This is a genomic window from Nocardia sp. CC213A (genome assembly GCF_030766805.1).
In the GTDB taxonomy this organism is placed as follows: Bacteria; Actinomycetota; Actinomycetes; order Mycobacteriales; family Mycobacteriaceae; genus Nocardia; species Nocardia otitidiscaviarum.
In genome coordinates this window covers 186,220-209,831 of the sequence record NZ_JASFXA010000012.1, presented here as the reverse complement: position 1 = coordinate 209,831, position 23,612 = coordinate 186,220, and the positions used below count along the sequence as shown (strand labels likewise).

The window sequence follows — 23,612 nt, the reverse complement described above, 5'->3', positions numbered from 1 at the left end:
CACCAGAGAGTCGAGAGTTCGCCGAGGCACCTTGTCTCCGATCACACTAGCCGCGGGTGTCCGCGCCCGGTACCGGAAGTCGCCTGCTCCGAACCGTGACACCCGCCGCGTAACCGAGGCGGAGCACCATTGCCATCGTTTCGTGCCCAGGCACTCCCAACACCTTCAGGATGCGGCCCTGAAGTGACGTTAGTGTATCGGCGAACTCCGGGGAAACCCTACGCAACTCCTCGGGACGTCGGGCAAAGAGAAACACCGGTGATACCGGTTGCACCGCCAAACCATGCCGCTCGGCCTCGATCCATACCCGCTGGACCGCCTCTCCGGCGCGCGCATAGGCGGCCAGTTCCTCGGGTCGGCTCATCGGCGGTGTCGGGAAGGTCACCGCGGCCACCGCGGAGCTGGAGCGCACCCGGTCGCGGGTGCCGTCGCCCAGCGCGTCCCCGCCCGACCAGGTGCGCAATTGCGCCATGACGTCGGCCCGCCGCGCGATATCGAGTTCGGCCAGTTCGTCGGGGGCGAGATCGAGGGTGCGCAGATCCATGCCGGTGCGTAGGTCGTCGCCGGGCCAGCGCAGTTCGGCGAACATTTCCTCGTGCAGGCGCGGGGTGAGGTAGCGTATCCGCTCCGCGGCCCCGAGAATCTCCGCCGCGGCCTCGATCTCGGCCCGAGCGGTAACCATGCGCAACCTCGCCCCGGCGACCTCGGCCCGGTCCGCCAACGCCTGCGAAACCCCGGGTACCAGCGGTTCACCACTACCGGCCCGACGGTTGGTGTGGCGTCCGAGTAGCGCCGCAAAGTCCTGCGCGAGCAGCGGATCGTGGCCCGCGCCCAGATGGATGACAGCGGTGAGCGGCCCCGGGCCGTCGGTTCGCAATTCGCTCCGCTCGCCCAGCAGGCCCTGGGCCGCGGCCGCCGACCGCGCGTTGTAGAACGCCGCGCCCACGGCCAACGCACTGCCGCGATAGCCGATGTCCATGGTGGATGTGCGTTCCGGCGCCAGCGCGATGGTTATCGCTTCCTCGGTGACGCTCAGCGTCCACGGCTGCGCGTTACCGCCCGAAGGCGCGCGCTGCGCACAGGCCAGCACCGCCGCGACGCCCGATGCCGAGGCCGCTTCCGTATCCGCCGCCTCGACCCAGTTCAGGTCGCCCACCGGCGCCGGTTCGGCGAGTTCGTCCAGGCAGCGTTCCAGGTCGACACGGGTGCGACCGGACGGCAGCTTCTGCCCCAGGGCGATGCGCCGAACCGCCGCGGCGACGGTCGCGCCACCGAGCTGCACCTCGCCGCCGAGCTGCGGCCAACTGTTCAGTGTCCGGCCGATCTCGACCATGCTGGCCGCGAGCTTGTCGGACAGGTTGCGGCCGTCCAGGATGCGAACCACATGCGGGGCCTTCTCGCGCGTGGACAGTCCGCGCAGGTCAGCGGCTCGGATATCGCCGAGCAGACCGTGGAAGGGGCGGCGACCCGGTTCCAGGTCGAAGCGCTCGACATCGAGCAGACCTCGATCGTTGGACTGCATGAGCAGCGGAAGCCGGTGGCGGCGGGCGCCTTCGCGTACCGCCACTTTGACATCGAGGGAGTCGCACTCCTCGACGACGATGGACAGTCCGTCGAGAAAGGTGTCGAGGTTGTCGTCGGTGATCCCCGCCTCGAACACCTCGACGGGTAGGTACGGGTCGAGTTCGGCTATACGCCGGGCGGTGACGACCGCCTTGTTGACGCCGATATCGAGGAGGGTGCCCGGCACGCGATTCAGGTTGGTCAACTCGATGGTGTCGAAATCAGCCAATCTCAGTGCGCCGCAGATTCCTTCGAGCGCGAGCGCGTACGCCACCGAATGACCTACGCTCTGGCCGACGACTCCGATCGTCTGCCCGGCGAAAGCTTCCTGCTCGGCTCGGGTCACATGATTGCGATTGCGGTCGAGTCGTAGTGCTCGCAGCAACTGCGGTCCCGGTAGGGCTACCACCTGGCGACGCCACGGATAGTAAGCCCAGCGGTCCGAATCGGGTCCTTCGGATAATTCCGGGGGGCTTATCAAGGTCGAGAATTCCGTACGCAGCAAATTTCGCGTATCGGTGAATTCGATTGCCGCATCGGCCCGCAATGCCGCGAGCCGAGCAGCATCGTCGGCGTCCAGTTCGTCCAGCAGCAACGGCCGGTAGGCACCGACCGCTCCATGCCCGGTAGTCATGCCTGAGCCAGTCCCTCGTCGTGCAGCCATGGCACCGGAGGCACCCCACCATTGCCCGTGAGCTCGGCCAATTCGGCATCGATGAGCCGGAGCTGCGCATCGGACGCGACAGACCGATAGGTTCGCATATCCCACCACACCGGCACGGTGCGATAGCGGTCGTCGGGATAGGACGTCGCGGGGATCCACCAGGGCACCCGCGCACCGCTGGATTCGTAGCGCGCGAGCGCATGCTCGGGCGAGACTCCGATGCCGTACCGAGCCCCCAGCAGCACCATGGAGTGCACGATGGCGCGGGCCACACCCGACGCCAGCGCCCGCCGGTCGCGCGCCTCGCGCGCGGCCCAACCCGCCTTTGTCTCGATCACGCCGTCGGCGATCTGTTCGGCGACCATCCGACGAAAGGCGGCCTCACCGGGTCGCCCGGCCCAATCCGCGATGGCGTGCACCTCGTCGACATGACGATGCGGGCCCTCGGCGCGGACCCCCGCCACCGCATTGCCGTCGGCATCCAGGGCTACGAAGAACAGCGTGGTGGAGCGACCGTCGATCACCGAGTCGTATTCGAGTGCGGCCTCCGCGCCGTAGTGACGGTAGACACGCAGTGCCCCATCCATGCACCGGCGCCACAGTTCGGGATGCACTCGCGGGGAACCCGCCACGAATGTGCATCCGGACTCCGTGTCACGAAATCGGAGCATGCCTTCACCATGACTCTCAACCGGGACCAGCGCGACTGGATCGACTGCCATATAGTTCCCACTCCGTTGCTGCACTGAACTTCGCGCGTCTGATCGCTCCCGCCCGATACGGTCACGTATCGACCGTGCCTGGCATGGGCACCTAGGGGAGTATCCGCCACGCGCATGGAATTGTCCAGGCGTCTGGCAAATCTCCCGAAACCCTCATGCGCATGCGGAAACTTAGCCCGGTCAGATCATTGCTATCAGTCACAAAATACAACCGAAAGACTGGTTGGTTCCGATTTAGTTAACTGACAGCTATCAGATCAGGATGGAGATGAAGAGCTCCACCTCGGCGGTGCCGCGCCAGATCTCGATCTCCTCGCGGTAGGCGCGGGTGATCTCCGCCGACGCCGTCGCATCGTCGACCTGAGCCCAGACGTCCTCGACCGGATCGTGATAGTCGCCGTTGGGCTCGAAGCGGGCGTACACGCCCTTGGGGACCTTGATCAGCACATCGCCGACCGGCACCTCGTGCACGTCGGGGTACTCGTAGGACACCAGCACGTTGTAGTTGCCCGCCGGATCCGGCACGTAGACGGTGGCCAGCGGCGGTTCGAGGCCGTTGCGCTCGCGCAGCCGGTCGCGCAGGAACTCGATGAGCTCACTGTTGCTCACCTTGAAGCTGGGCCGGACCCGCGGCACCACCAGGCCGCCGTAGATCGCGCCGGGGCGCACCACGATCGAATAGCTCATGAGGCTTCGACCGCCAGATACAGGTCGATCTTGTAGGCGTGCGGATAACACTCGAAGTCGCCGGTGTAGGTGCGCTTGATCTGCTTGTGCTCCTCGGCGAACGCGATCTGGGTCCATAGATCGGTCATGATCTGCGGGAAGTTGCCGACCGAGGAGAAGCGCGCGTACGTGCCGCGCGGCAGCCGCGCCACCACATGCCCCCGGGTGACCTCGTCGAACGAACCGCACCGGTAGCCGACGATCTGCGTGTTGTAGGTGCCGAGCTCGGCCGCGAAGTCGGTGTAGGCCGCCGCCAACGGGCCGCCGAGTTCCTGATGCAGCACCGCCGCCCAGGCCACCTCCAGATCGTGGTCGCGCAGTTCACCGAGCGCGCGTTTCGGACTGCGCACGGGCAGACCGGCAACCCACGTCTCGTCCCGCTCGACGATCTCAAACTGCATGGAAGAAACTCTCTCGAGGTGTGATCGCATGGGCAGGTGCGCAATCCGTATTGCCCGCGTCGGCCAGCATCGACATGCTATCAACCGAGTTAGCCCAGCCTTGGCGACACGACCGCGAGCAGGGTGTCACGGTGCGTCGGGCGCCGCGTCCCGGCGGCGGTGCGGACGGGCCAGCGGGGCGCGCCAGTGCAGGCGCAGCGCGGCCACCCGCACGCCGAAGGCGACCGCACCGGCGAGCGCGCCCGTCCAGTAGGTGTAGACGCCGAAATGCAGCAGCGCCGCCGTGGCGGCAGCACCGACCAGCGCCGGGATGGCGTAGACCTCCTCGTCGGGACGCAGGATGCTCGGGGGTCGTCCGGCCAGCACATCACGGACGACACCGCCGCCCACCGCGGTGAGCACGCCCAGCGCGGCGGCCGAGAAGGCAGACAGCCCGTGGTGGTAGGCGGTGACGGTGCCGGTGACGCAGAAGCTGGCGAGGCCGACCGCGTCGGCCATGGCGAGGGGCGTTCTGATGAGTCGCCGCGGCGGGTGCCAGAAGAAGATGATGAGCGCGGCCAGCAGCGCGGTGGCCGGATAGCGGAGGTGAACGAAGGCCGCCGGTGGCGTCGCGCCGATGACGAGATCGCGCATGATGCCGCCGCCGAGTGCGGTGCAGACGGCCAGCACGGCAATACCGACCAGATCGTATCTTCTGTGGACGGCCAGCAGCGCACCGGACACGGCAAAGGCGAAGACCCCCAGTAGATCTCCCACCTCCTGTGCGATACCGGCCGCACCGCCCAGCTCCGCCAGGTAGGCCATGTACGCACCCTCCATGTCGCAAATATTCGGCAATCGGGCTAAGTATGCCCGGCTGTCCGATTTCGGCCTGTCATGGGACGGCGTTGCGGGCGGCATGGTTGGCTGGAACCGTGTTCCGCACGATCTCCGACATGGAGGACGACCTCGTCGAGTGCCGAGCCTGCCCGCGTCTGGTGGCGTGGCGGGAGCGGGTCGCCGACGAGAAGCGCGCGGCCTTCCGCGAGGAGGCGTACTGGGGTCGACCGGTGCCCGGATACGGCCCGGAAGATGCGAAATTGCTGGTCGTCGGCCTGGCTCCGGCCGCGCACGGCGGCAATCGCACCGGACGGATGTTCACCGGGGATCGCAGCGGCGACGTCCTCTACGCCGCCATGCACGCCGTCGGCCTCGCCAATCAACCGACCGCGGTACACCGCGGCGACGGCTTGCGCCTGCTCGGCGCCCGCGTCACCGCCCCCGTCCACTGCGCCCCGCCCGACAACAAACCGACCACAACCGAACGCGACACCTGCCGCCGCTGGCTGATAGCCGAACTCGACCTCCTCGCCCCGACACTGCGTTCGATCGTGGTCCTGGGCGGCTGGGGCTGGCAGGCCCTGCTTCCGGCCCTCGCCCAATCCGGCTGGGCACTACCGAAACCCAGACCCAAGTTCGGCCACGGCGTCCACACCACCATCGCCCCCGCCCGCCCCGACCGCACACCCCTGCATCTGTTCGGCAGCTACCACGTCAGCCAGCAGAACACCTTCACGGGCCGCCTGACTCCGGCCATGTTGGAAGCCGTTCTGGCCGAGGCGAAATCGGCCGCAGGTCTCGATGATCGATAACCGGTACGGCGATCGCCGAAGTTCCGGCCGCTGATGGTGTGCGCGGCCGGCGGTCCATCCGGTCGCGGACGACTTCGCGACCACTGTGCCCTACTCGCCTATCGCGGGCGCGGCTTCGGCGGGTGCTGGTGGCGGCTCCGGCGGCAGGCGTGATCGGTAGCCCGGTCGATCACGCGGCGCGGCTCGCTACGATGCGGGCGTGAGCAGGGGTGACGAGAGTGTGGAGGAGGTCGCCGCCGAGGTGGCCGAGCCGCGCGGCGGGCGGCGGCGGGAGCAGACCCGGCAGCGGTTGCTGGACGCGGCGTTCGACGCGTTCGCGGACGAGGGGTTCGGGCGGTGTTCGGTCGAGCAGGTGTGCGAGCGGGCCGGATTCACCCGGGGCGCGTTCTACTCGAATTTCACCTCGCTCGAGGAGCTGTTCCTCGCCATGTGGGAGCAGCGTTCCAGCCGGATGCTGAGCGAGGTGCGTGCGGTGCTGGACGCGCCCGCCGCGGTGACGGTGTCGCAGCCGCGGCAGGCGGTGGAGCACGTGCTGGCCGCGGTTCCCGTGGACGACAAGTGGTTTCGCATCACCTCGGAGTTCACCGCGCACGCCCTGCGCACTCCGGCGCTGCGGCGGGCCATGGTAGCTCGGGAGGAGTCGATCGCCGCGGCCCTGACCCCCGTGATCGTGACGCTGCTGGAGCGTGCGGGACGCATCGTTCCCGATCCGCGCACCCTGGGCCGTGCCCTGGTCGCCGTTCATGACGGCACGCTCGCCCAGTGCCTGCTGGAACCGGACAATCCTGCCGTCCGCGAGGGGCGGGTGGACCTGTTCCTCCAAGTCGTGCTGGCCTACAGCACCCCCGCCTGATCCGTGAGCCCGTCCAGCGCCCGCGCCAGGCGGCCGAGGCTCTGTTCCCGCAGGTCCGGCATATCGTTCTCGATCCCGTGCAGGATGTCGTCGGCCGGGTCGGCGCAGGTCCAGAACTCCAGCTTGCGCACCAGCGACGCGCCCAATTCCCGCCCGCGCCCCTGCCGCACCTGCCGCACGAAGTCGGCGCCCGCCTCCGCCCACAGGTAGCACAGGTCGTAATCCGGATCCCCGACCTGCATATCCCCGAAGTCGATCACTCCGCTGATGCGATCGCCCTCGATCAACAGATGATCCAGGCTCACATCCCCGTGGATCAGGGTGGGCCGGTACGCGAAATTCTCCGCATCGCCCAGGTACCGCTCGTACACCGCCACCAACCGCCGCCCCCGCTCCGCATCCAACAGCGGCACGACCTCTTCCTCCAGCATGTCCAGGGTCTCCGCGAAGTCCGCCCGGAAGTCGGCCACCTCCACCCCCAACTCGACCGCCCGCTCCACCGGAAACGCGTGCATCTGCTCCAGAAACTCCGCCACCTGCCGCGCCGTTCCCGCCCCCAGCAGCCCACGCCGATGCCACTCCTCCGGCAGCACCACTTCACCCGGTACCACCGGATAAACACAGAACTCCCCCGGCCCCAACGGATTCGGCGCCGTGAACGCGAACCGCGGAATCGGCAACCCCACCCGCGGCCCCAACTCCGGAAGCAACCGAGCCTCCCGCACCATCCCCTCCGCCCCCCACTCCCCCTTCGGCAACCGCATCACATACCGCCGCTCCCCCACCGCGACGATCATCGCCACACTCTCCATCCCCGCCCCCAACACCGCGATCTCCCCCGCGGCCAACTCCACCCCCAACTCCCCGGCCCCCACCAAGGCCCCCCGAACCCGCCCGTCCCAATCCCTCGGCAACTCGATGCTCGCACTCATGTCCATCCCCGAATCCTAAGCACCCCCACAACCGAATTTCCGCCCCAACCACCCCCCTGACCAGCCGATTCGTCCTCCCCCGAACCCACCTGCTAAAGTTCTTCACCGCAGACCGGAAACGGACTGCACGGGGCTATAGCGCAGTTGGTAGCGCGCTTCGTTCGCATCGAAGAGGTCAGGGGTTCGATTCCCCTTAGCTCCACACCGCGAAAAACGGCTCTCGACCAGTGTATTCGGTCGGGAGCCGTTTCGTTTCATGATCACTGATCAGCACCGGATACCCCGCTGAGGCAGCTACAAGGCAGCATCACCCGTTCGGAGCACAGTCCGCCTCGCGTTCCTCCGTGTCGTCAGCATCCCCGAGCACGCCGCGAATCGTGGCCGCATCCTCGGTCCGGCGGACATAGAGCTGCATCGTGGTGGTGATGTTCTCGTGCCCAATCACCCGCACGATCCCGACCGCAGCAACACCTTGAAGAACCGGCTGAGCGAACGTTTCACCTTTACTCGGCAACGCCGTGACCAGCGCGGCGACACCGGCCGCATGTACTCGCGCTCTGAGTGGGCAGCCATCAACGGTATCCAGGCGAGCTGGGCAGCCGTGCCGACTGAGCAGGTGAAGAATCTGGAAAACGACCTGCTCTATTGGTTCGGCGAGATGTACGGCACCGTACCTCTTGGTAATGCTCAGTCCGCGTGGGCGGAAAGTCGAGGCGAATCACCCGTATAAGGGGACCCTGCTGCTGGTCGCCCACGAGGGTGACCAGCAGCTGTTTGCCACACTCGACGTCATCGTTTCACCGCGCTGGGGTTTTCCGGGGTATAGCCCTCGGCTACGCTCCGGAGCAGGGCCGCCGGGGTGCGGCGGATGGGTCTGAAGGGGGAAGTTATGGTCGATCGCGATGCGGGAGTTGCCGTGTTGCACGCGGAGATCGATGCCTTCTACGCGGGTTTCGGCGATCCGGCGGCCTTGGAGGAGTCATTCCGGGCGGCGGTGCTGCTGGTGCCGGTGGCCGAGGGTAGTCGAGTTCGTACCTCGGAATTCGGCGGGGTGGAATGGATCTGCGCATTCACCAGCGCGGAGCAGTACGCCCGGTGGTTGTCGCGGCGCGGTGAGCTGGATCCCGCGGGCGAGTACCCCTATTACGCGTTCAGCGGGTGGCGACTGGCCAATTACGTGGCAGGGTGCGTGAAACCGACGGGGGTGACGGTGGATATCGCCGGTCCGTCGCCGATGGCCTTTCCGCCCACGGTGACCGAGGCTCACCGCGCTGCGGCGGGGACGTAATCGTTCCTGTTAGGAGCGCGCTACGTCTGGGATTAGGTGGTTCGCGAGTTGTCCGCCCCCGGGCTCCTGGCTAGCATCGGGCAGGATGCCTTGGCCGGTCTTGCGAGGCGGGTTTCGATGAGTGGATGAGGGGGGTCGTGAGCGTGGATGCGCAGCAGCGAGCCGCTCACGCCCGGCAGGTCGATGAGGCGATGTTGAGTGTACGTGGACGTGCGCAGGGGTCGACGGGGCTGGTGGTTGTCGAAACCGATGCGTACGGGACGATCACGGACTTGCAGATTTCCGCTGTTGCGATGAAAGCCAACGCCGACCGTCTCGCGGCTGTGATCTCCCAGTGCCATCGAAAGGCTCGCGAGAAAGCCGAAGCCGAAGCTGCTCGCCTGCTGGGGCAACTCGCGCACGACAGCCGTCCGGCGGCTCCCGCCGCCAAGACCTCGCAGTGGGAAGAGGCTGCCCCGCTTCGGATCACGTACCGCGTGTAGGCGCGGTCGAGTTCGGTCGGCGTGGATTTCCTGACGAGGGAGGCTGAGTAGTGTCGGTTGAGGGGTTGCGGGTCGATCCGGCAGCGTTAGAGCAGACCGCCAAAGGCATCACGGGAATGATCGATGCCTTGTCCGAGGTGGGCTTCAAGGAGACCGCCGCGTCCGGGCACGGTTTGGCGTTGCTGGCGTTGTCGGCACTGGAAGCGGGCAAGGCGTCGGTGCAGACCGAGTTCGAGTCCTATACCGAGCGGTGGTCGTGGGGCGTGCGGGCGCTGGTGCAGGCGGGCAACGAGATCGCGCAGGCGTTGGGGCTGGCGGCGGGCCGCTACCACGCGATGGACGCCAAGGCCGAGGAGATGTTCAAGGTGCTGTGGACCAATCTGGCAGGCAACCCGCACCTGACCCGTGACCAGATCGCGGCCCGAGACTGGGGTGAAACCTTCTCCGACAACCCGTTCACGCAGGTGCTCAATGCCGACTACAGCCGGGAATCGTTCGATCGGGCGGCGATTGCCACGCAGATGAACATGGAGATCATCCAAGCCGTCGGCCCGCAGGCGGCGGCCAATCTGGGTGTGGTGAGCAATCCGGCGACGCTGGTCACGGGCACCGACAGTATGCCGGCGCCGGGCTGGAACACCGGCGCGGCCGCGCAGGTCGAACAGATCCAGAAGAAGTACGAGTCGCTGCTGAATCCGCAACCCGGTCAAGGGAAGTAACCGGGACGTGGGTATCGGGGACTGGCTTGGGGACAAGGTCAACCAGATCGGCGACGCTGTCGAGGACGCGGCCGAAACCGCCACCGCGAAACTCGGCGAGGTGGTCGACGATGTGCTCGACGTCGGCGCAGACGCCGCACGCGGACTCGGGTGGGATTCGCTCGGCGAGACCCTCGACGATGTGGGTGATCACGTGTCCTCGGCGCTCGGTGGCGAGGTCGAGGAGCGTGAGCTCGGTGAGACCGAGGACCCCAAGGAGTTGATCCGCGGGGAGCCGTCGGCGATCACCGAGGCTGGCACCAGTCTGGGGAAGTTGTCGACCGCGGCCGATCAGACCGGGGAGGGGCTGCGTGCGGTCGGAAACATCAGCGACTGGGAAGGTCTCGGCGCGGACGGATATCAGGTCGGGTTCTCCCCGCAGCCCGGTAAGTGGACCGACGCGGCCGACGCCTTCACCGATGCCAAGACCGCGTTGGAGGCGTGGGCGGCGGCGGTCTCCGCGGCTCAGGGTGTGGCCGCGGATGCGATCACGCAGTGGAATGCGGCCGTGCATGAGCGTCGGCGGGTGCTGGCGCGGTGGAATTCGCTGTCGGATGAGGAGAAAGCCAAGACCACGGTGGTCGATACCTGGACGCCGATGTTCCAGGCCGCCCGCGACACCCTGGCGCGGGCACGAACCAACCGCGACACCGCCGCAGCGCAGGCGGTTACGGCCATCGCGGCGGCCAAAGCATCCGCGCCGGAGGAACCGCCGTTCATCTCACGTATGGGCGCCAACCTCGAAGACCTGGGGCAGATCGGCGACTACGCGAAACTGAGCTTCGCCGACGGGTTCTTGACCGCGGGGGCGGGGCTGGTGCAGTTCGTCCGTCAACTCAACCCCACCGACATCTACAACCTCACCCATCCTGGCGAATACCTGGAGAACGTGTCGAATCTGGCCGGTGGCTTGGCGGTCACCGCCGCCGACCCGGGCCCGGTGGTCGACGCGATGATCGACGATGCGAAGGCCAACCCGTTCGAAGCGCTCGGCGCGTTGACCTTCGACGCGGTGACCGCCATCCCGACCGGCGGCGCCGGGCTGGCCACCAAGCCGGTGTCGCTGCTGAACAAGGTCGACAATCTCGTGCTCTCCGGCCGCCCGACATTACCCGGGACGACACGCGCCCCCGGCCTCGACCGGACGGCGCCGGACGGGTCCAGCCCGCCCGCCAACACTCATCCCGACACCACCAGCGATATGCCGCAAGGGGACGCGCCAGGCGTGGCGGACCAGACCCTGCGGGACGTCGATGCTCCGCCACAGGATCGGGGCGCGAGCGCTGCGCCCGAACCGGAGCGTCCTGACACGAACGTGCAAGCGACCCTTCAGGATCAATCCGCCCCCGAGGGCGCTCAGCCCAGCGGTCGTGACCACACCGACGACGGAGGGGTCGATGTATCCGGCGGGCAACCCAGCCCGGACGCGCCGGCGGCACGACCCGACACAACGGTCGATACGCCTGGCTCTCCCGCCGACCAGCCCTCGGCGGGACCGTCGAGGCTCGACGACCCGGCCACACCCGGTACTCGACCGGACTCCGACCCACCCGCGACCAGCCCAGCCGGTGATGCTTCTGACGCACCGGCACCCGATCACGGATCGACTCCCGACCATGACTCCACCGACGGAAGCGATCCCGATACGCGAGACTCGAACGACCACGAGCCGAGTCCCGAACCCGACAACCAAGACGGACAACCGGATTCGGATCCGCCGACGGACCCCTCCGATCCCAACCGCGACGTCGCCGACGCGGCCGACAACCCGGCAAACACGCAAACCGCGCGTGATGTCGCCGAATGCGGTGACCCTGTCGATGCCGCGACCGGCGAATTCCTGCTCCCCGAAACCGATCTCACCCTACCGGGCGTGCTGCCACTGGTGCTGAAGCGGAGGCATCGCTCGAATTACCGGTGGGGCCGCTGGTTCGGCCCCACTTGGTCCTCGACACTGGACATGCGGGTGGTCGTCGACGACGAGCAGGTGACCTTCGTCGGTGAGGACGGGCTCCTGCTCGCCTACCCGCACGCCGACCCCGGCACCGCAGTGCCGCCCCTCGCCGGTGGGGTGCGATACACGTGCGTGCGCACCGATATCGGCACCTACCGCGTCGCCGACCCCGAACGCGAGATCGTCTGGCACTTCGCCCCCGAACCCGCCCTCGACGGCCTCGATACGCGACTCGGGGTGTACGCGATCTCGGCGATCACCGACCGGCACCGCAACCGCATCCGGTTCCACTACAACACCGGCGGCGCACCGACCGCGATCACCCACAGCGGCGGCTACCATGTCGAGATCACCACCGACCCCGCGATTGGACGGATCACGGCATTTGCAGTCCTCGGCACCAGCCACATCGGCCGAATACTCAGCGGCGGTAGCGGTTTCGACGACACCCGCGACAAGGGCACGGCCGATAACGGTCACCCGGCGCACGTGGTGGTGCGGCGATTCGCCTATGTGGCAGGCAATCTGGCGGCAGCGACCAACGGAGTTGGCGCGACTACTCGCTACACCTACGACGACGGTGATCGCATGCTGTCGTGGACCGATTCCCGCGGCACCACGATGGTCAACACCTACGACAGCGCCGGTCGGGTAATCCTGCAACACGGTACCGACGGCATCCTCAACGCCGGATTCGACTACCTCACCTACCCCGACGGTTCGGGCCGCCTCACCCGCCACATCAATTCCCAAGGCGCGGTCACCACCCGCGGATTCGACCACGACCTGCGCGTCCGCGACATCACCGACCCCCTCGGCGGACTTACCCGCGTCGACTACAACCCCGGCCGCAGACCGCTGCGGGTCACCGCCCCCGATAACACAGTCACCCACTACGCCTATACCCCCGACGGCGACGTCACCCGCATCGTCCGCCCCGACGGCCTCGCCATCGATATCGAATATGCCTGGCGCAACCGCCCGGAAACGATCACCCAGCCCGACGGCAGCACCGAACACCGCGAGTGGGACGCACACGGAAACCTCACCGCCACAATTAATCCCGGCGGAATTCGCACCACCTACTCCTACCACGCGAACGGCGCGGTCGCCACGATCGCCGAACCCAACACCGCCCGCACCGCCATCACCGTCGACGCCGCCGGCCTCCCGATTACGGTGACCGACCCCCTCGGTGCCACCACCCACATCGACCGCGACGGATTCGGCCGCCCCATCGCGGTCACCGATCCTCTCGGTCACACCACCCGCTACCAGTGGTCTCCAGAGGGGAAGCTCCTCCACCGCCTCGACCCCGACGGACACTATGAGTCGTGGGCCTTCGACGGCGAAGGCAACCTGCTCACCCACACCAACCGAGCGGGAGGTATCACCCAATACGCCTACGGCAGTTGGGATCTGCTCATCGCGCGTACCGACCCCGACGGCTCCACCACCCGCTATACCTACGACACCGAACGCCGCCTCACCGCGGTAATCAACCCCCTCGGGCACGTCTGGCACTTCCGCTACGACTCCGCAGGCCGACTGACATCGCAGACCGACTACAACGACGCCACCACCACCTACACTCACGACCTCGCCGGCCGACTCGCCACCGTCACCCCAGCCACCGGCATCGCACGGCAGCACCGCTACGACCAGCTCGGCCGCCTCACCGAAATCACCGCCGATTCCGGCCACTGGCGGCGCTACACCCATGACCCCCTCGGCCGCCTGCTCACCGCCACCAGCGGCAACGGCGACGACATCCTTCACGCCCTCGCCTTCGCCTACACCCCAGGCGGACAGTTGAGCAGCCAGACCCTCGACGCGGGCACTCCAATGCGGTTCGAATACGACCAGTTGGGCCGCCGTGACCTCCGCACAACTCCCAGCGGCGCACAAACCCGCTGGCGTTGGGACTGGTCCGGTCGCCCCACCGCCCTCGACACCGACGGCCACACCATCGGCTTCGCCCACAACCCAGCCGGGCAGCTCACCGAGTGGACCATAGGCGAGCTCGCCATCACCCACGACTACGACCCCCTCGGCCGCCTCGAACGCCAAACCGTCACGGGCTTCCCCGCCCGTCTGTCCACCCTTGCCCTCGACACCGGACCCCGTCCCAACCCCAGACAACTCCGCACCGACGAATACACTTGGCGTCCTGACGGATACATCACCAACCACACGACCCGCACTGACCGAACCGCGATACACCTTGACTACGAACTGGACCCGATCGGCCGCATCAACACCCTGACCCGAAACGGCGCCATCGCCGAGCACTACGCCTACGACGCGCTCAGCAACATCACCGACAGCTACACACCGAGCGCACCCGCGGCAACTGTGCCTGAACCCATCGACACCCACGCCGACCGAACGACCCAAGACACACGTCGCGAATACGGCAGCAACAACCTCCTCATTCGCCACGGTCGCACCCGCTATCACTACGACGCCTCCGGCCGCCTGATCCGTAAAACCACCACCCGCCTGTCTCGCAAACCCGACGTCTGGCACTACCGCTACGACGACTTCGACCAACTCACCGACGTGTGGACCCCCGACCACCAGTGGTGGCACTACACCTACGACGCCCTCGGCCGCCGGACCACCAAACAACACCTCGCCACGAACGGCACCGTTCTCGAGCGCATCGACTACACCTGGGATGCCACTGTCCTTGTCGAACAAGCCGCCCGCGAATCGATCATGCGCTGGCACTATCGCCCTGATACTCATACGCCCCTGACCCAAACTACAGACCAGGCGTCGATCGACCGTGAGTTCTACGCGATCATCACCGATCTCGTCGGGACGCCAACCGATCTGATCGATCCCATCGATGGTCAACCCGTCGCCTCCGCCGTCGCTGACCTGTGGGGAAGAACGACCTGGCAAGGCCGTGCCTTCACACCCCTCCAGTTCCCCGGCCAGATCTACGATCAGGAGACAGGACTCCATTACAACTTGTATCGGGTCTACGACCCGCACACCGGGCGCTTCCTCACTCAGGATCCGCTAGGGCTCCGCCCTGCTCCGAATCCGGGCAACTACCCACACAACCCGCTTACGTGGATCGATCCGCTCGGCCTTGCCTGCAAGTTGCCGGTCCGGCAGGACCCTCACCCGCAGAATGTCACGTTCGCGCCGAATTCGATTCCGGAAGATACGATTCCGATCATTGAAGAGATCAATCGATCTGGTGTGATCATCGAGCCCTCCGTCAAAGGTCCCGATATCCCGAAGACCTTCAACAACGATGGCCGCGCCGGTGGGGATATCCTTCCCACGCACGATAGTCACGGTCAGCCCATAGTCTATCGTGAGTGGGGCACGGTCCCCGCGCCCAATAACCCCACGCCAGGAAGCGAACGGATCGTCACAGGTTCGGACGGATCTGTTTACTACACACCCGACCACTACAGGACTTTCATACCATGGAATCCATAGAATCAACGTCCGCATTCACGGCTGACCGTCCGTGGATTCATTTCCGAGGCAGTCGGGATATCGAGACCCTCGCAGCCATAGGCCCGAACCTGTCTGGTCTGCGCGTTTTCTCTCTGGATGGGGCAGAGATGGTCGATGTCGACAGCGTTTTTGAGCAATACTATCGAGAGTTCGAGTTTCCGACTTATTTCGGAGGGAACTGGCCGGCATTCGAGGAATGTCTGACGACACTCGAGAACCTTCCGGCGAGAGGCTATCTCACTCTCATTCACAATGCCGAGCGTGTACTCGCTCAGGATCGACGGGATTTGAGTACCTTCTTGAGGATACTCGGCGATGCTGGGCGTTACTGGTCCAACGCCCTCGGCCTGGGTCGCGAGTGGGGCGACGGACCAGTACCTTTCAACACAATCTTTCTGTCACAAAACTATGCGACAGCCGAGTTATCTCTGCTCATGGAGCTACAATGAGCCGTCGGAGTGCCAGGCCACACCCTCCACACCAGATTGCGGTCTGAATACCGTCAGCGCTATTCGGTGTGGGAGGCGCGCCAGATGAGGTGTTCGCGGCCGATGGCTTCTTCGGCGTCGGTTACTGCGGTGGCCCAATGGGTCATGGAACCGGAACCCGCCATGCTCGTGGTCGGCCATGTGCCGGACCGCTCGCTCGTAGTCGCCGAACACCTCCGAGTAGACCTCCCCTGCCACATCCATCCAGACCGCCTCGAACTTGCCGTCCACCTCAGCGACCTCACCGAGCAGTCCCGCCCGCACCAGCGCCGGACGCCAGACCCGAGACCGGAACAGAGTGCGCCGCAACGCCCCGCCGACCTCATTGCAGAACAGCAAACCCTGTTCCCCGGACGGACACCCGCGGAGGTGCTCCCGCAGTTCGGCCAATCGCATCCTTCGGATGCGTGGCCCTGGGTGGGTGGTCGGGCCTGCATAACGATGTCCGGCCCGTCGACCACCAAAGCTGCCGGTCATCGACCGGCGGCTTTGTGGCATCTGTTGCGGTGCGCGAACCGCTGGCGGTGGTTAGCAGGTCAGGCATTCCACTTCGGGTAGCGTGCCGAGGCTGGCCTTGGTATCGGTGGTGACCACTGTCCGGCGCGTGGCCGCTGCCGTGGCGGCAATGATCAGATCGTGGGCGCCGCGCGGCTGGCCTGTCCGGCGGACGTATGCCATCAAGCGGGCATGTGCACGTGCGACATCGAGGGTGTGGTCTTCGACGGGGGTGGCCGCGATGAATGCGTCGACGAACGCCTTCCGCGCGCCTTGGTGAACTGTATCGGCGAGTTCCACGCCCAAGTACAACTCGGAGGCTGTGATCATCGCGATCGCGATGTCGTCATCAGCGCGCAATACCGTTGCCAGATCGAGCTTTGCGCGTTCGGCGGCGATCACAACGCCGGTGTCGAGAATCAGTCGTCTTCCCACGCTGCGCTCACTCCGTCGATGAGAACCTTGCGGGCGGCTTCGATGTCCTCGCCGAATCCTTCGAGCGGCGCGCGCCCCGCGAAGAACGCGATGACCTCCGCGCCGTTCTCGCGGGCAGCGGGAATGATCGTCGCGATTCGGCGACCGCCGCGCGTAACCGTGATCGTCTCGCCGTGCTCCGCCTCGTCGAGCACCGCCGAGAGATTACGTGCGACTTCGGTGGCGGTCATGATCCTCACGGAAATCATATTATCTGATTCGAGGCGGCCCACAGGTCGGATGGGTGGTCTCGACACGAACTTGCGACGTTCCCATCGGATCCCCTCGCGCACCGGGAGAAAACGGAGCACCACACCCACCCCCGACCATTCACCGGGACACCTCTTTGCGGCCGTCGACACCCGAACCTACCGTCCCTGAGCAGGCCATATTCCTATTCCGGTGTGGGCCGCATCACTCGAGGAGCATCCATGCAATCAATCGCATCCCGCCTGTCCGCGATGATCGGAGCGGTCGTCGCGGCGGTGGCAGTTGTGGCGGCTGGAGGAGGGACCGCGGGAGCGGTACCGCCCGGTGAAATGACCCTGACCTTCGTCCGTCATGCGGAATCGGCCGGCAACGCGTCCGGCCTCATCGACACCTCCGTCCCCGGCCCCGAGCTGACCGACAAGGGGTGGGTGCAGGCCGAGGCCGTCTCCGGGGCGCTGGGTGACTGCAAGTTCATCGACGGCGTGTACGTCTCGACGATGGTGCGGACCCAGCAGACGGCGGGACCGGTCTCGGAGCGGTGTGATCGTCCAGCGGTCGTCGAGAGCGGCTTCCACGAGATCGAGGCCGGAATCTACGAGGGCACCCCGGAGCGGGATGCGATGCGGGGGTACTTCTCCGCTCCGCTCCAATGGATGCAGGGCAACCTGGATGCTCGCATCCCCGGCTCGATCAATGGCCATGAGTTCAAACAGCGGATGGACAACTCCATCCAGGGCATCCAGGATCGCGGCACCAAGCGTTCGGTGGTCTTCTCACACGGCGGTGCCATCATGGTCTGGGCAGTGATGTCGCTCGACAACGTGGACGTGAGCAAACTGCAGACCGACCCGATCCAGAACACCGGACGGGTGGTCGTGAAGGGGAAGCCGGGCAAGGGCTGGAAGCTCGTGTCCTGGGACGGCAGCCCCGCTGCCTGAGCGCATCATCCGCCCGCCGACCCCCATCCCGCACCGACAATCGCCTGATGGGGGTCGGCGCGCCGCTCAAGCCGAGTGGAACAGCCGGGAGAATCCGGTGGCGAGCCATGGTTTGCGGCCCCATACGAGGACTCGTCCGGTCAAGGCTGGGGTCCATTGGTCTACACGTCCGTACGACAGCAGAAGCCAGGTGGCCGGGTTGGCGCTGATGTGCACGTCGACGTCGACATCTTCGGCGGGATCGACCGCGAGGCGGCCATCGCTGATGACATAGGTGTGGGTGATATGGAGTCCACGCAGCCGCACCCGGTAGGCGGCGGTGTGCCCGGCGGCACGATCGGGGTTGAGCCAGCCGGGCATGACCTGGTGCAGGCCGTCGAGGATCAGGGGCACCAGTGAGTGATCGACCGGCCAGCGGACGTCGAGACTGCGCGCGATATCGCGACCGTGGATCACGAACTCGCCGAGCAACGTGCCCAGGGAACGATCCGCCCGGATGCGCTGGTCGCCATCGAAGTTCATCAACGGCGACTCGGTCCCGAACGCTGCGATGGTGCCCAGTAGTTCGTCGGTATCGGTGATCAGTTTTTCCGCGAGCCGCTGTGGGTCCCGTGTCGGCAGCGTACGGATCTGTTCGGCGTTGAACGCCGGAAGTTCGGAGGATCTGGCCGGCCAGGTTCCGCCGCCCTTGGCCAGGTCGTTGTAGCGCGACGGCTCCATGGCTACGTGCCCGAGGGTGTCCAGGATCGACCAGCCCGGGGTCGCCGCGACAGCGCGATCGGGATCGGGCGCGCTGGCGGCAAGAGCCGCGAAGCGCTCCGCCATCGTTCGAAGACGGCCGTGTGCGGCCGTTGCGTTCGTTCCGGACCATGGATGGTTCATGTGTTCCCCCTCGGATGTGCCGGCTGCTGCGGCCGGCCGACATGATTCATACGATAGGACCGTGAAGGCCCGGTCGCTCTCCGGCAGCGCGGAAGGATCGGCGACAGCGTTGATCTAGGGTGGGGTATGCGTCGCCGACCTCAGTCGTATGTCCTCCGCATGGTGATCGGCGGGACAACCGTTCTCGGTGTGCTCACCGGCTGTGGCTCCGGTGAACCGAGCGCCGACGCGCAGGCGTCTCCGGTCACCTGCCGCGAGTTCTTGCGAATGAGCGAGTCCGAGCGGTTCGACGCGGTCGAGCGGGCGGTGGAGAACAAGCCGGGCTGGCGGATCGAACACGGGGACGGTGACGGGCCGTCGATGGCCTTGCGGGCGGCGGCAGCGATGGTCGTGAAGAACTGTAGCCAGCCTGATGCCGCTGAGCGGACGGTCGCGGAATCGGTGTACGTGCCGCAGGCGACCTCGGTGCCGACGCCATGACCTGCTGAAGCCGGGTTTCCGGGGTGGGTCAGCGGATCTGTTCGTGGATGGTGAGGAGCAGGTGGTCGAAGGCGGCCACGGTATTGGGGGGTGGGGGTGGGAGTTGGTGTAGGCCGTTGAGCAGGGCTTCGGCCAGGTCGCGGAGTTTGGTGTTGGTTTCCTGGGAGCGCCATTTCAGGACCTTGAACGCCTGATCGGAGTTGATGTCGTACATCCGCATGAGGACACCCTTGGCCTGTTCGATCGCCGCGCGGTTCTCCACCACTTCGGGGATCACGGAGTCGAGAGTTTCGCGTTCGACCTCGGCGAGGGTGTCGGACAGGTCGATGTAGTAGCCCGAGGTACCGACCGGGGTGCCGGTGGCGTCGAGGATGTGGTCGGCGACCAGCATTACGCGGTGCTCGACGCCGACGGTGTCGAGGAAGCGATGGCGGCTCGAGAAGGGCTGGCCCTGGGTCAGTGATCGCGCGATCGCTTCGGCAACCTGTTCGCGATCGTCCGGATGCTTGTGCGCCAACAGCAGCTCGGTGGTCGGTTCGATCTCACCGGGGGCGTAGCCGTGCATGCGGTACACCTCGGGCGACCATTCCCAGCGTTGGGTGGCGAACCAGAAGCGGAAGCTGCCGAACCCTCGCTCGTTCGAGGTGAGCCGGTTCGGCTCACCGGTGGCACCCGAGAACGGCGAGGTGTCTCGAGCAGGGTCGACAGTATCTGTCATCACGCAAGTATGACCGTCCGCGCGTGCTTCGGCGTCCTTCTCGGGATTCCACCGCTACACGGGACCGGCGGGCTGGTTTCTCAACCCGACCGGTACCGATGGGTTATCCCCGTTGGCGCTGTCTACACCGAGGCCGTGGACGCATCACCGACCCGGTGCGGTGACCTGTCACACGGATAGCTGATGGTTTGTTCGTCGCTCGGCGGGTAGGGCTTGAACGTGGACGGCCACACCGGGCGCGTCCACTTCATAACTCCCGACACAGGAGGTGTGACACATGGCTGATCCGAACAACCCCGGACAGTTCGGCAACCGCTCCGACACCGCAGAGGCGGCCAGCAAGGGCGGACAGGCCAGCACCGGCAGCTTCGGTGAACCCAATGCCGCCGACCCGCACGAGGCCGGGCGCAAGGGCGCCGAGGCCCAGCCGCAGGAGGCGAAGGTCAAGGGCGGCCAGCACAGCCACGGCGGCCACTGACCACGTCATCGCGCGGGCCGGGTACAGACTCCCCCGGCCCGCGCACCGCGTTCAGCGGTAAGCACTTGAAAGTCGTTCTGTCGCACAGTGATCGCGCCCACCTGCGTGGGGCCCCGGCTGGGACACCGTATTCAGTTCGTATTCACGGTGTGATCCGCGATGGCGGCGGTGACCGGGCAGCGGTCGTCGACCGCGGACGGTTCGATGCCGTCGAAGATCGTGTCGAGGATGGCGGCGCGGTCGAGAGTGGGCGGGAAGACGTGGGTAGCGCGGGCACTGCGGATCACCGCGTGTAGGACGGCGGCGTAGATGTGTGTGCGCGGCGCGGTCAAACGCCAGCCGTGGCGTTCGTGGGCGCGCAATCGGGCGTCGATGGTGTCGAGGACGTCCACGATGACCTGGAGCTCGATTCGGTCGGAGTCATCGCAGGGCATGGCGGCCGCCGAGAAATGTTGCGCTGTAGCCGAACAACAGGTTCCGTCCGCATGCGAGATGCACCTGCATGGCGCGGTGGGCTCGGGCCGCCGTCAGATCGCCGGGATCGGTGTGGCACGACCACAATCCACGCACGGCGTACCCGATGGGAGCGGTCGCGCTGGTCGTCGGTTCAGCCTGGGGAGTCTGCCGTCTCTCACGTTCGATGCGGTCGATGATCGCCTGCACCGACCACGGGTTATAGCCGGACATTTCGATACCTCCCTGTCGTCGCTCGATTCAGGACACCACCGCGCCGTACGGGGTTAGGGTGAAACCGGGTATCCGATGAAGATTCGTCCAAACTCCCATGTGCCAATCCGAAAATGTTGTGAGCAGCACCCGATTCCGCGACCGGCTCGACCCGATTCGACCGTGATGGAGCACGCGATGGCCACCGCACATGACGACGACCCTGCTGAAGTAGCCTCGAGCTCAACGCTTCCACGCCGACAACTCGGCCGGTTCCTACGGGAGTGGCGTGACGCCAACGGATTCACCCTCGCTGCTGCCGCAAACCTGGTAGACCTGTCCACATCCGCGCTCCAGCGCATCGAGGCCGGTCAGACTCAGAAGGTGCGCAAGCAGGACGTACGCGCGCTGTGCGAGGTTTACGGTGTCGGTCCCGCCGACACCGCCGCGGCAATCGACCTGGCAGTTTTAGCTCGGAACCAAGGCTGGTATCACGCCTACGGTGGCCTGTACTCCGACGCATTCAATATGTACACCGGACTCGAGGCCGCCGCGTACCGGCTGATCACCTACCACGAACACGTCCCCGGCCTGCTGCAGACCGCCGACTACGCGCGTGCCGTGATCGGTGCGTATCCCGGTTTCACCGACGCCAGGGATATCGACCGTCGCGTCGAGCATCGGATGAGACGACAGACCATCGTCACTCGCAAGACGAGACCCGTCCTACTGGAGGTATTACTGCACGAATCCGCGTTGCACCGCGTGATCGGCGGCCCGCGCGTCATGGCGGCTCAACTGCGTCACCTCGCCGAGGCATCGAAGCTGCCCAACGTCACCCTGCGACTTCACCCCTACACTGCCGGGCTGACCTGGGGAATGCCACGTGGATCGTTCACTGTTCTGGAGTTCGACGCCGCCGATGGAGGCGTAGGCGAACCGCCGATCGTGTACATCGAGGGCGGGCCTACTCAGGACGTGTATCTGGAAAAGCCGGACGAAGTGCGACTCTATAGTGAGCTGGCTTCGGCTATCCGAAGCACGGCGTTGGAGGACGCACCGACCCGGGATCTCATTCGCCGGGTTACGAAGGAGTTCGAGCATGGCGAGCACTGACCTGTCCGGAGCCGCGTGGTTCAAGAGTAGCCACAGCGGCAGCCAAGGCGATTGTGTCGAGGTCGCGTGGCTGCCTGAAGGCCGTGTCGGAGTGCGGGATTCGAAGAATCCGACCGGCCCGGCCCTGGTTTTCACCCCCGGCGCGTGGGACGCCTTCACCGTGAGCACGGCATACGGGGAGTTCGACCGCCCGGCGTGATCTGCGATGCCGTCTTCGGGCGCGTCGCCTAGACGGACGGGTTCTGCGGTTTGCGGCGGCGCAGTCGCTGGCGGATTCGGGCGCGGAGGCCGACGGGGGTTTCGGGCGCGGGGGCGGTGGGGGGCTGTTCCGCCGCCGTCGCCTGCACGTATCGGATGTGCAGTTGTTCGCGGACCTGGTCCGGGGTGTACGCGCGGCGGCGGCGCTCGGCGCGCACGATCACCACGCCGGTCGCCACCACGCCGGCCGCACCCGCCAATCCCACTGCCTTCCACCACCTCATACCGCATAGGCTACGTCCATGACGGGGACGAGCATCGGACTCGACCGGGCGATCGAGCTCACCAGGACCGGTGATATCTGGTTGTTTCGTGGGTATTCGGCGGCCGATCGGGCGATTCGGATGACGACGAACAGTCCGGTGAACCATGTCGGCATGTCGGTGGTGCTCGATGATCTGCCCGCGCTGATCTGGCACGCGGAGTTGGGGCGTTCGCTGCCCGATATGTGGACGGGCACCGCGCATCGGGGCGTCCAGTTGCACAATCTGCGCGACGCCGTGCTGGTGTGGGCGCACCGCTACGGCCAGCGAGCTTGGCTGCGGCAGTTGGACCGCCCGGTGACTCGCGAGATGGAAGACGGCCTGCTGCGCACCATCGCCCGGCTCGACGGGACGCCCTTTCCCTCCACCGCGAGCCTCGCCGGGCGATGGCTGCGCGGCCGGGTCCGCATTCCGCGCCGCCGCGACGCGGCGGCCCGGGAGCTGGAGAGCGCCTACTGCGCGGAGATCGTGGCCGCGACCTATCAGTCGATGGGGCTGCTGCCGCAGCGCCGCAGCCCCAATTGGTATGACCCGGGCCGGTTTTGGAGCGGCGACGAATTGCGTTTGGAGAACGGTTTCGAGCTGGGCGGCGAGATCGAGGTGCGGGTGCCGGACCCACCGAACACCTGACGCCGGTCCGAGAACCGGCCCCGATCACGCACGCACCACGGCGGACGCTGCTCTCGGCG

The 23,612-nt window shown here is 66.4% G+C and carries 27 protein-coding genes and 1 tRNA gene; 15 read left to right on the top strand and 13 right to left on the bottom strand.

Translation table 11 applies throughout. The features are described 5' to 3' along the window. Positions 1-46 precede the first annotated feature (46 nt). The 5 genes from QJS31_RS22630 to QJS31_RS22610 form a co-directional block, all read right to left on the bottom strand. A complete protein-coding gene (locus tag QJS31_RS22630; RefSeq protein ID WP_306357626.1) occupies positions 47-2,197 on the bottom strand; it encodes an Rv1355c family protein in 2,151 nt (716 codons plus the stop codon). Beyond that, entirely contained in the window at positions 2,194-2,814 is a 621-nt protein-coding gene (locus QJS31_RS22625; RefSeq protein WP_282778437.1) for a hypothetical protein, read from the bottom strand. Before QJS31_RS22625 ends, QJS31_RS22630 begins: the two co-directional genes overlap by 4 nt. Before the next feature lie 387 nt (positions 2,815-3,201). Then, positions 3,202-3,636: an effector binding domain-containing protein gene (locus QJS31_RS22620; RefSeq protein WP_029931206.1), complete on the bottom strand. Its 435-nt coding sequence runs from the start codon at positions 3,634-3,636 to the stop codon at positions 3,202-3,204. Next, positions 3,633-4,076 carry a GyrI-like domain-containing protein gene (locus tag QJS31_RS22615; RefSeq protein WP_282778440.1) on the bottom strand — a complete coding sequence of 148 codons (444 nt, stop codon included), beginning with the start codon at positions 4,074-4,076 and terminating at the stop codon, positions 3,633-3,635. The genes QJS31_RS22620 and QJS31_RS22615 overlap by 4 nt, the downstream gene beginning before the upstream one ends. A 126-nt stretch (positions 4,077-4,202) precedes the next feature. Beyond that, a complete protein-coding gene (locus QJS31_RS22610) occupies positions 4,203-4,895 on the bottom strand; it encodes a trimeric intracellular cation channel family protein (RefSeq protein ID WP_306357625.1) in 693 nt (230 codons plus the stop codon). Positions 4,896-5,011: 116 nt separating this feature from the next. Here QJS31_RS22610 and QJS31_RS22605 point away from each other — a divergent pair, with 116 nt between their 5' ends. Continuing rightward, a complete protein-coding gene (locus QJS31_RS22605) occupies positions 5,012-5,707 on the top strand; it encodes a uracil-DNA glycosylase (protein ID WP_306357624.1) in 696 nt (231 codons plus the stop codon). A gap of 220 nt (positions 5,708-5,927) precedes the next feature. After that, positions 5,928-6,560, top strand: a complete 633-nt coding sequence (locus tag QJS31_RS22600) for a TetR/AcrR family transcriptional regulator (RefSeq protein WP_306357633.1) — start codon at positions 5,928-5,930, stop codon at positions 6,558-6,560. Here the strand turns inward: QJS31_RS22600 and QJS31_RS22595 are convergent. Then, positions 6,542-7,498 (bottom strand): phosphotransferase family protein, encoded by a 957-nt coding sequence (locus QJS31_RS22595; RefSeq protein ID WP_306357623.1) that lies wholly within the window; start codon positions 7,496-7,498, stop codon positions 6,542-6,544. The two genes, QJS31_RS22600 and QJS31_RS22595, sit on opposite strands and share 19 nt — an antisense overlap. A gap of 123 nt (positions 7,499-7,621) precedes the next feature. Here QJS31_RS22595 and QJS31_RS22590 point away from each other — a divergent pair. From QJS31_RS22590 to QJS31_RS22560, 7 genes are all read left to right on the top strand, one after another. Further along, a tRNA-Ala gene (locus tag QJS31_RS22590) sits at positions 7,622-7,694 on the top strand. A gap of 231 nt (positions 7,695-7,925) precedes the next feature. Next, positions 7,926-8,222 carry a hypothetical protein gene (locus QJS31_RS22585; RefSeq protein ID WP_306357622.1) on the top strand — a complete coding sequence of 99 codons (297 nt, stop codon included), beginning with the start codon at positions 7,926-7,928 and terminating at the stop codon, positions 8,220-8,222. A 159-nt stretch (positions 8,223-8,381) separates the two neighbouring features. Beyond that, positions 8,382-8,780, top strand: coding sequence for a hypothetical protein (locus QJS31_RS22580; RefSeq protein WP_282778605.1), 399 nt, complete (start codon positions 8,382-8,384; stop codon positions 8,778-8,780). A 137-nt stretch (positions 8,781-8,917) separates the two neighbouring features. Further along, positions 8,918-9,262: a YbaB/EbfC family nucleoid-associated protein gene (locus tag QJS31_RS22575; RefSeq protein ID WP_282778603.1), complete on the top strand. Its 345-nt coding sequence runs from the start codon at positions 8,918-8,920 to the stop codon at positions 9,260-9,262. A gap of 65 nt (positions 9,263-9,327) precedes the next feature. Beyond that, positions 9,328-9,981 carry a hypothetical protein gene (locus QJS31_RS22570; protein ID WP_306357621.1) on the top strand — a complete coding sequence of 218 codons (654 nt, stop codon included), beginning with the start codon at positions 9,328-9,330 and terminating at the stop codon, positions 9,979-9,981. Between the two features lie 7 nt (positions 9,982-9,988). Continuing rightward, complete coding sequence (locus tag QJS31_RS22565; protein ID WP_306357620.1) at positions 9,989-15,436, top strand: putative T7SS-secreted protein; 5,448 nt, start codon at positions 9,989-9,991, stop codon at positions 15,434-15,436. Further along, positions 15,424-15,906 (top strand): barstar family protein, encoded by a 483-nt coding sequence (locus tag QJS31_RS22560; protein WP_282778598.1) that lies wholly within the window; start codon positions 15,424-15,426, stop codon positions 15,904-15,906. Before QJS31_RS22565 ends, QJS31_RS22560 begins: the two co-directional genes overlap by 13 nt. Positions 15,907-16,473: 567 nt before the next feature. On the opposite strand, the gene QJS31_RS22555 is transcribed toward QJS31_RS22560, so the two are convergent. Both QJS31_RS22555 and QJS31_RS22550 read right to left on the bottom strand, forming a co-directional pair. Then, positions 16,474-16,875, bottom strand: a complete 402-nt coding sequence (locus tag QJS31_RS22555) for a PIN domain-containing protein (protein WP_282778596.1) — start codon at positions 16,873-16,875, stop codon at positions 16,474-16,476. Next, positions 16,860-17,105, bottom strand: a complete 246-nt coding sequence (locus tag QJS31_RS22550; RefSeq protein WP_282778594.1) for a type II toxin-antitoxin system Phd/YefM family antitoxin — start codon at positions 17,103-17,105, stop codon at positions 16,860-16,862. Before QJS31_RS22550 ends, QJS31_RS22555 begins: the two co-directional genes overlap by 16 nt. A 240-nt stretch (positions 17,106-17,345) precedes the next feature. Between QJS31_RS22550 and QJS31_RS22545 the strand changes: the two genes are divergently transcribed. Beyond that, a complete protein-coding gene (locus QJS31_RS22545; RefSeq protein ID WP_282778593.1) occupies positions 17,346-18,062 on the top strand; it encodes a histidine phosphatase family protein in 717 nt (238 codons plus the stop codon). Positions 18,063-18,128: 66 nt separating this feature from the next. On the opposite strand, the gene QJS31_RS22540 is transcribed toward QJS31_RS22545, so the two are convergent. Further along, on the bottom strand, positions 18,129-18,887 hold the full coding sequence (locus tag QJS31_RS22540; RefSeq protein ID WP_306357619.1) for a maleylpyruvate isomerase family mycothiol-dependent enzyme: 759 nt from the start codon (positions 18,885-18,887) through the stop codon (positions 18,129-18,131). Between the two features lie 183 nt (positions 18,888-19,070). Here QJS31_RS22540 and QJS31_RS22535 point away from each other — a divergent pair, with 183 nt between their 5' ends. Next, a complete protein-coding gene (locus QJS31_RS22535) occupies positions 19,071-19,424 on the top strand; it encodes a hypothetical protein (RefSeq protein WP_282778591.1) in 354 nt (117 codons plus the stop codon). Between the two features lie 28 nt (positions 19,425-19,452). Here QJS31_RS22535 and QJS31_RS22530 read toward each other — a convergent pair whose 3' ends face one another. Then, on the bottom strand, positions 19,453-20,142 hold the full coding sequence (locus QJS31_RS22530) for a PAS and ANTAR domain-containing protein (protein WP_282778589.1): 690 nt from the start codon (positions 20,140-20,142) through the stop codon (positions 19,453-19,455). 277 nt (positions 20,143-20,419) lie between these two features. Here QJS31_RS22530 and QJS31_RS22525 point away from each other — a divergent pair, with 277 nt between their 5' ends. Then, positions 20,420-20,620 (top strand): hypothetical protein, encoded by a 201-nt coding sequence (locus tag QJS31_RS22525; protein WP_029931197.1) that lies wholly within the window; start codon positions 20,420-20,422, stop codon positions 20,618-20,620. 131 nt (positions 20,621-20,751) lie between these two features. Here QJS31_RS22525 and QJS31_RS22520 read toward each other — a convergent pair whose 3' ends face one another. Together QJS31_RS22520 and QJS31_RS22515 are read right to left on the bottom strand one after the other, a co-directional pair. Further along, a complete protein-coding gene (locus QJS31_RS22520) occupies positions 20,752-21,054 on the bottom strand; it encodes a hypothetical protein (RefSeq protein WP_306357618.1) in 303 nt (100 codons plus the stop codon). Beyond that, entirely contained in the window at positions 21,041-21,283 is a 243-nt protein-coding gene (locus tag QJS31_RS22515) for a hypothetical protein (protein ID WP_306357617.1), read from the bottom strand. The genes QJS31_RS22520 and QJS31_RS22515 overlap by 14 nt, the downstream gene beginning before the upstream one ends. Before the next feature lie 201 nt (positions 21,284-21,484). Between QJS31_RS22515 and QJS31_RS22510 the strand changes: the two genes are divergently transcribed. Both QJS31_RS22510 and QJS31_RS22505 read left to right on the top strand, forming a co-directional pair. Next, positions 21,485-22,402: a helix-turn-helix transcriptional regulator gene (locus QJS31_RS22510; protein ID WP_282778586.1), complete on the top strand. Its 918-nt coding sequence runs from the start codon at positions 21,485-21,487 to the stop codon at positions 22,400-22,402. After that, complete coding sequence (locus QJS31_RS22505) at positions 22,389-22,601, top strand: DUF397 domain-containing protein (protein ID WP_282778584.1); 213 nt, start codon at positions 22,389-22,391, stop codon at positions 22,599-22,601. The genes QJS31_RS22510 and QJS31_RS22505 overlap by 14 nt, the downstream gene beginning before the upstream one ends. A gap of 28 nt (positions 22,602-22,629) precedes the next feature. Here QJS31_RS22505 and QJS31_RS22500 read toward each other — a convergent pair whose 3' ends face one another. Continuing rightward, a complete protein-coding gene (locus QJS31_RS22500) occupies positions 22,630-22,884 on the bottom strand; it encodes a hypothetical protein (protein WP_282778582.1) in 255 nt (84 codons plus the stop codon). Between the two features lie 18 nt (positions 22,885-22,902). On the opposite strand from QJS31_RS22500, the gene QJS31_RS22495 reads away from it, so the two are divergent. Further along, positions 22,903-23,553 (top strand): hypothetical protein, encoded by a 651-nt coding sequence (locus QJS31_RS22495; protein ID WP_282778580.1) that lies wholly within the window; start codon positions 22,903-22,905, stop codon positions 23,551-23,553. Positions 23,554-23,612 lie beyond the last annotated feature (59 nt).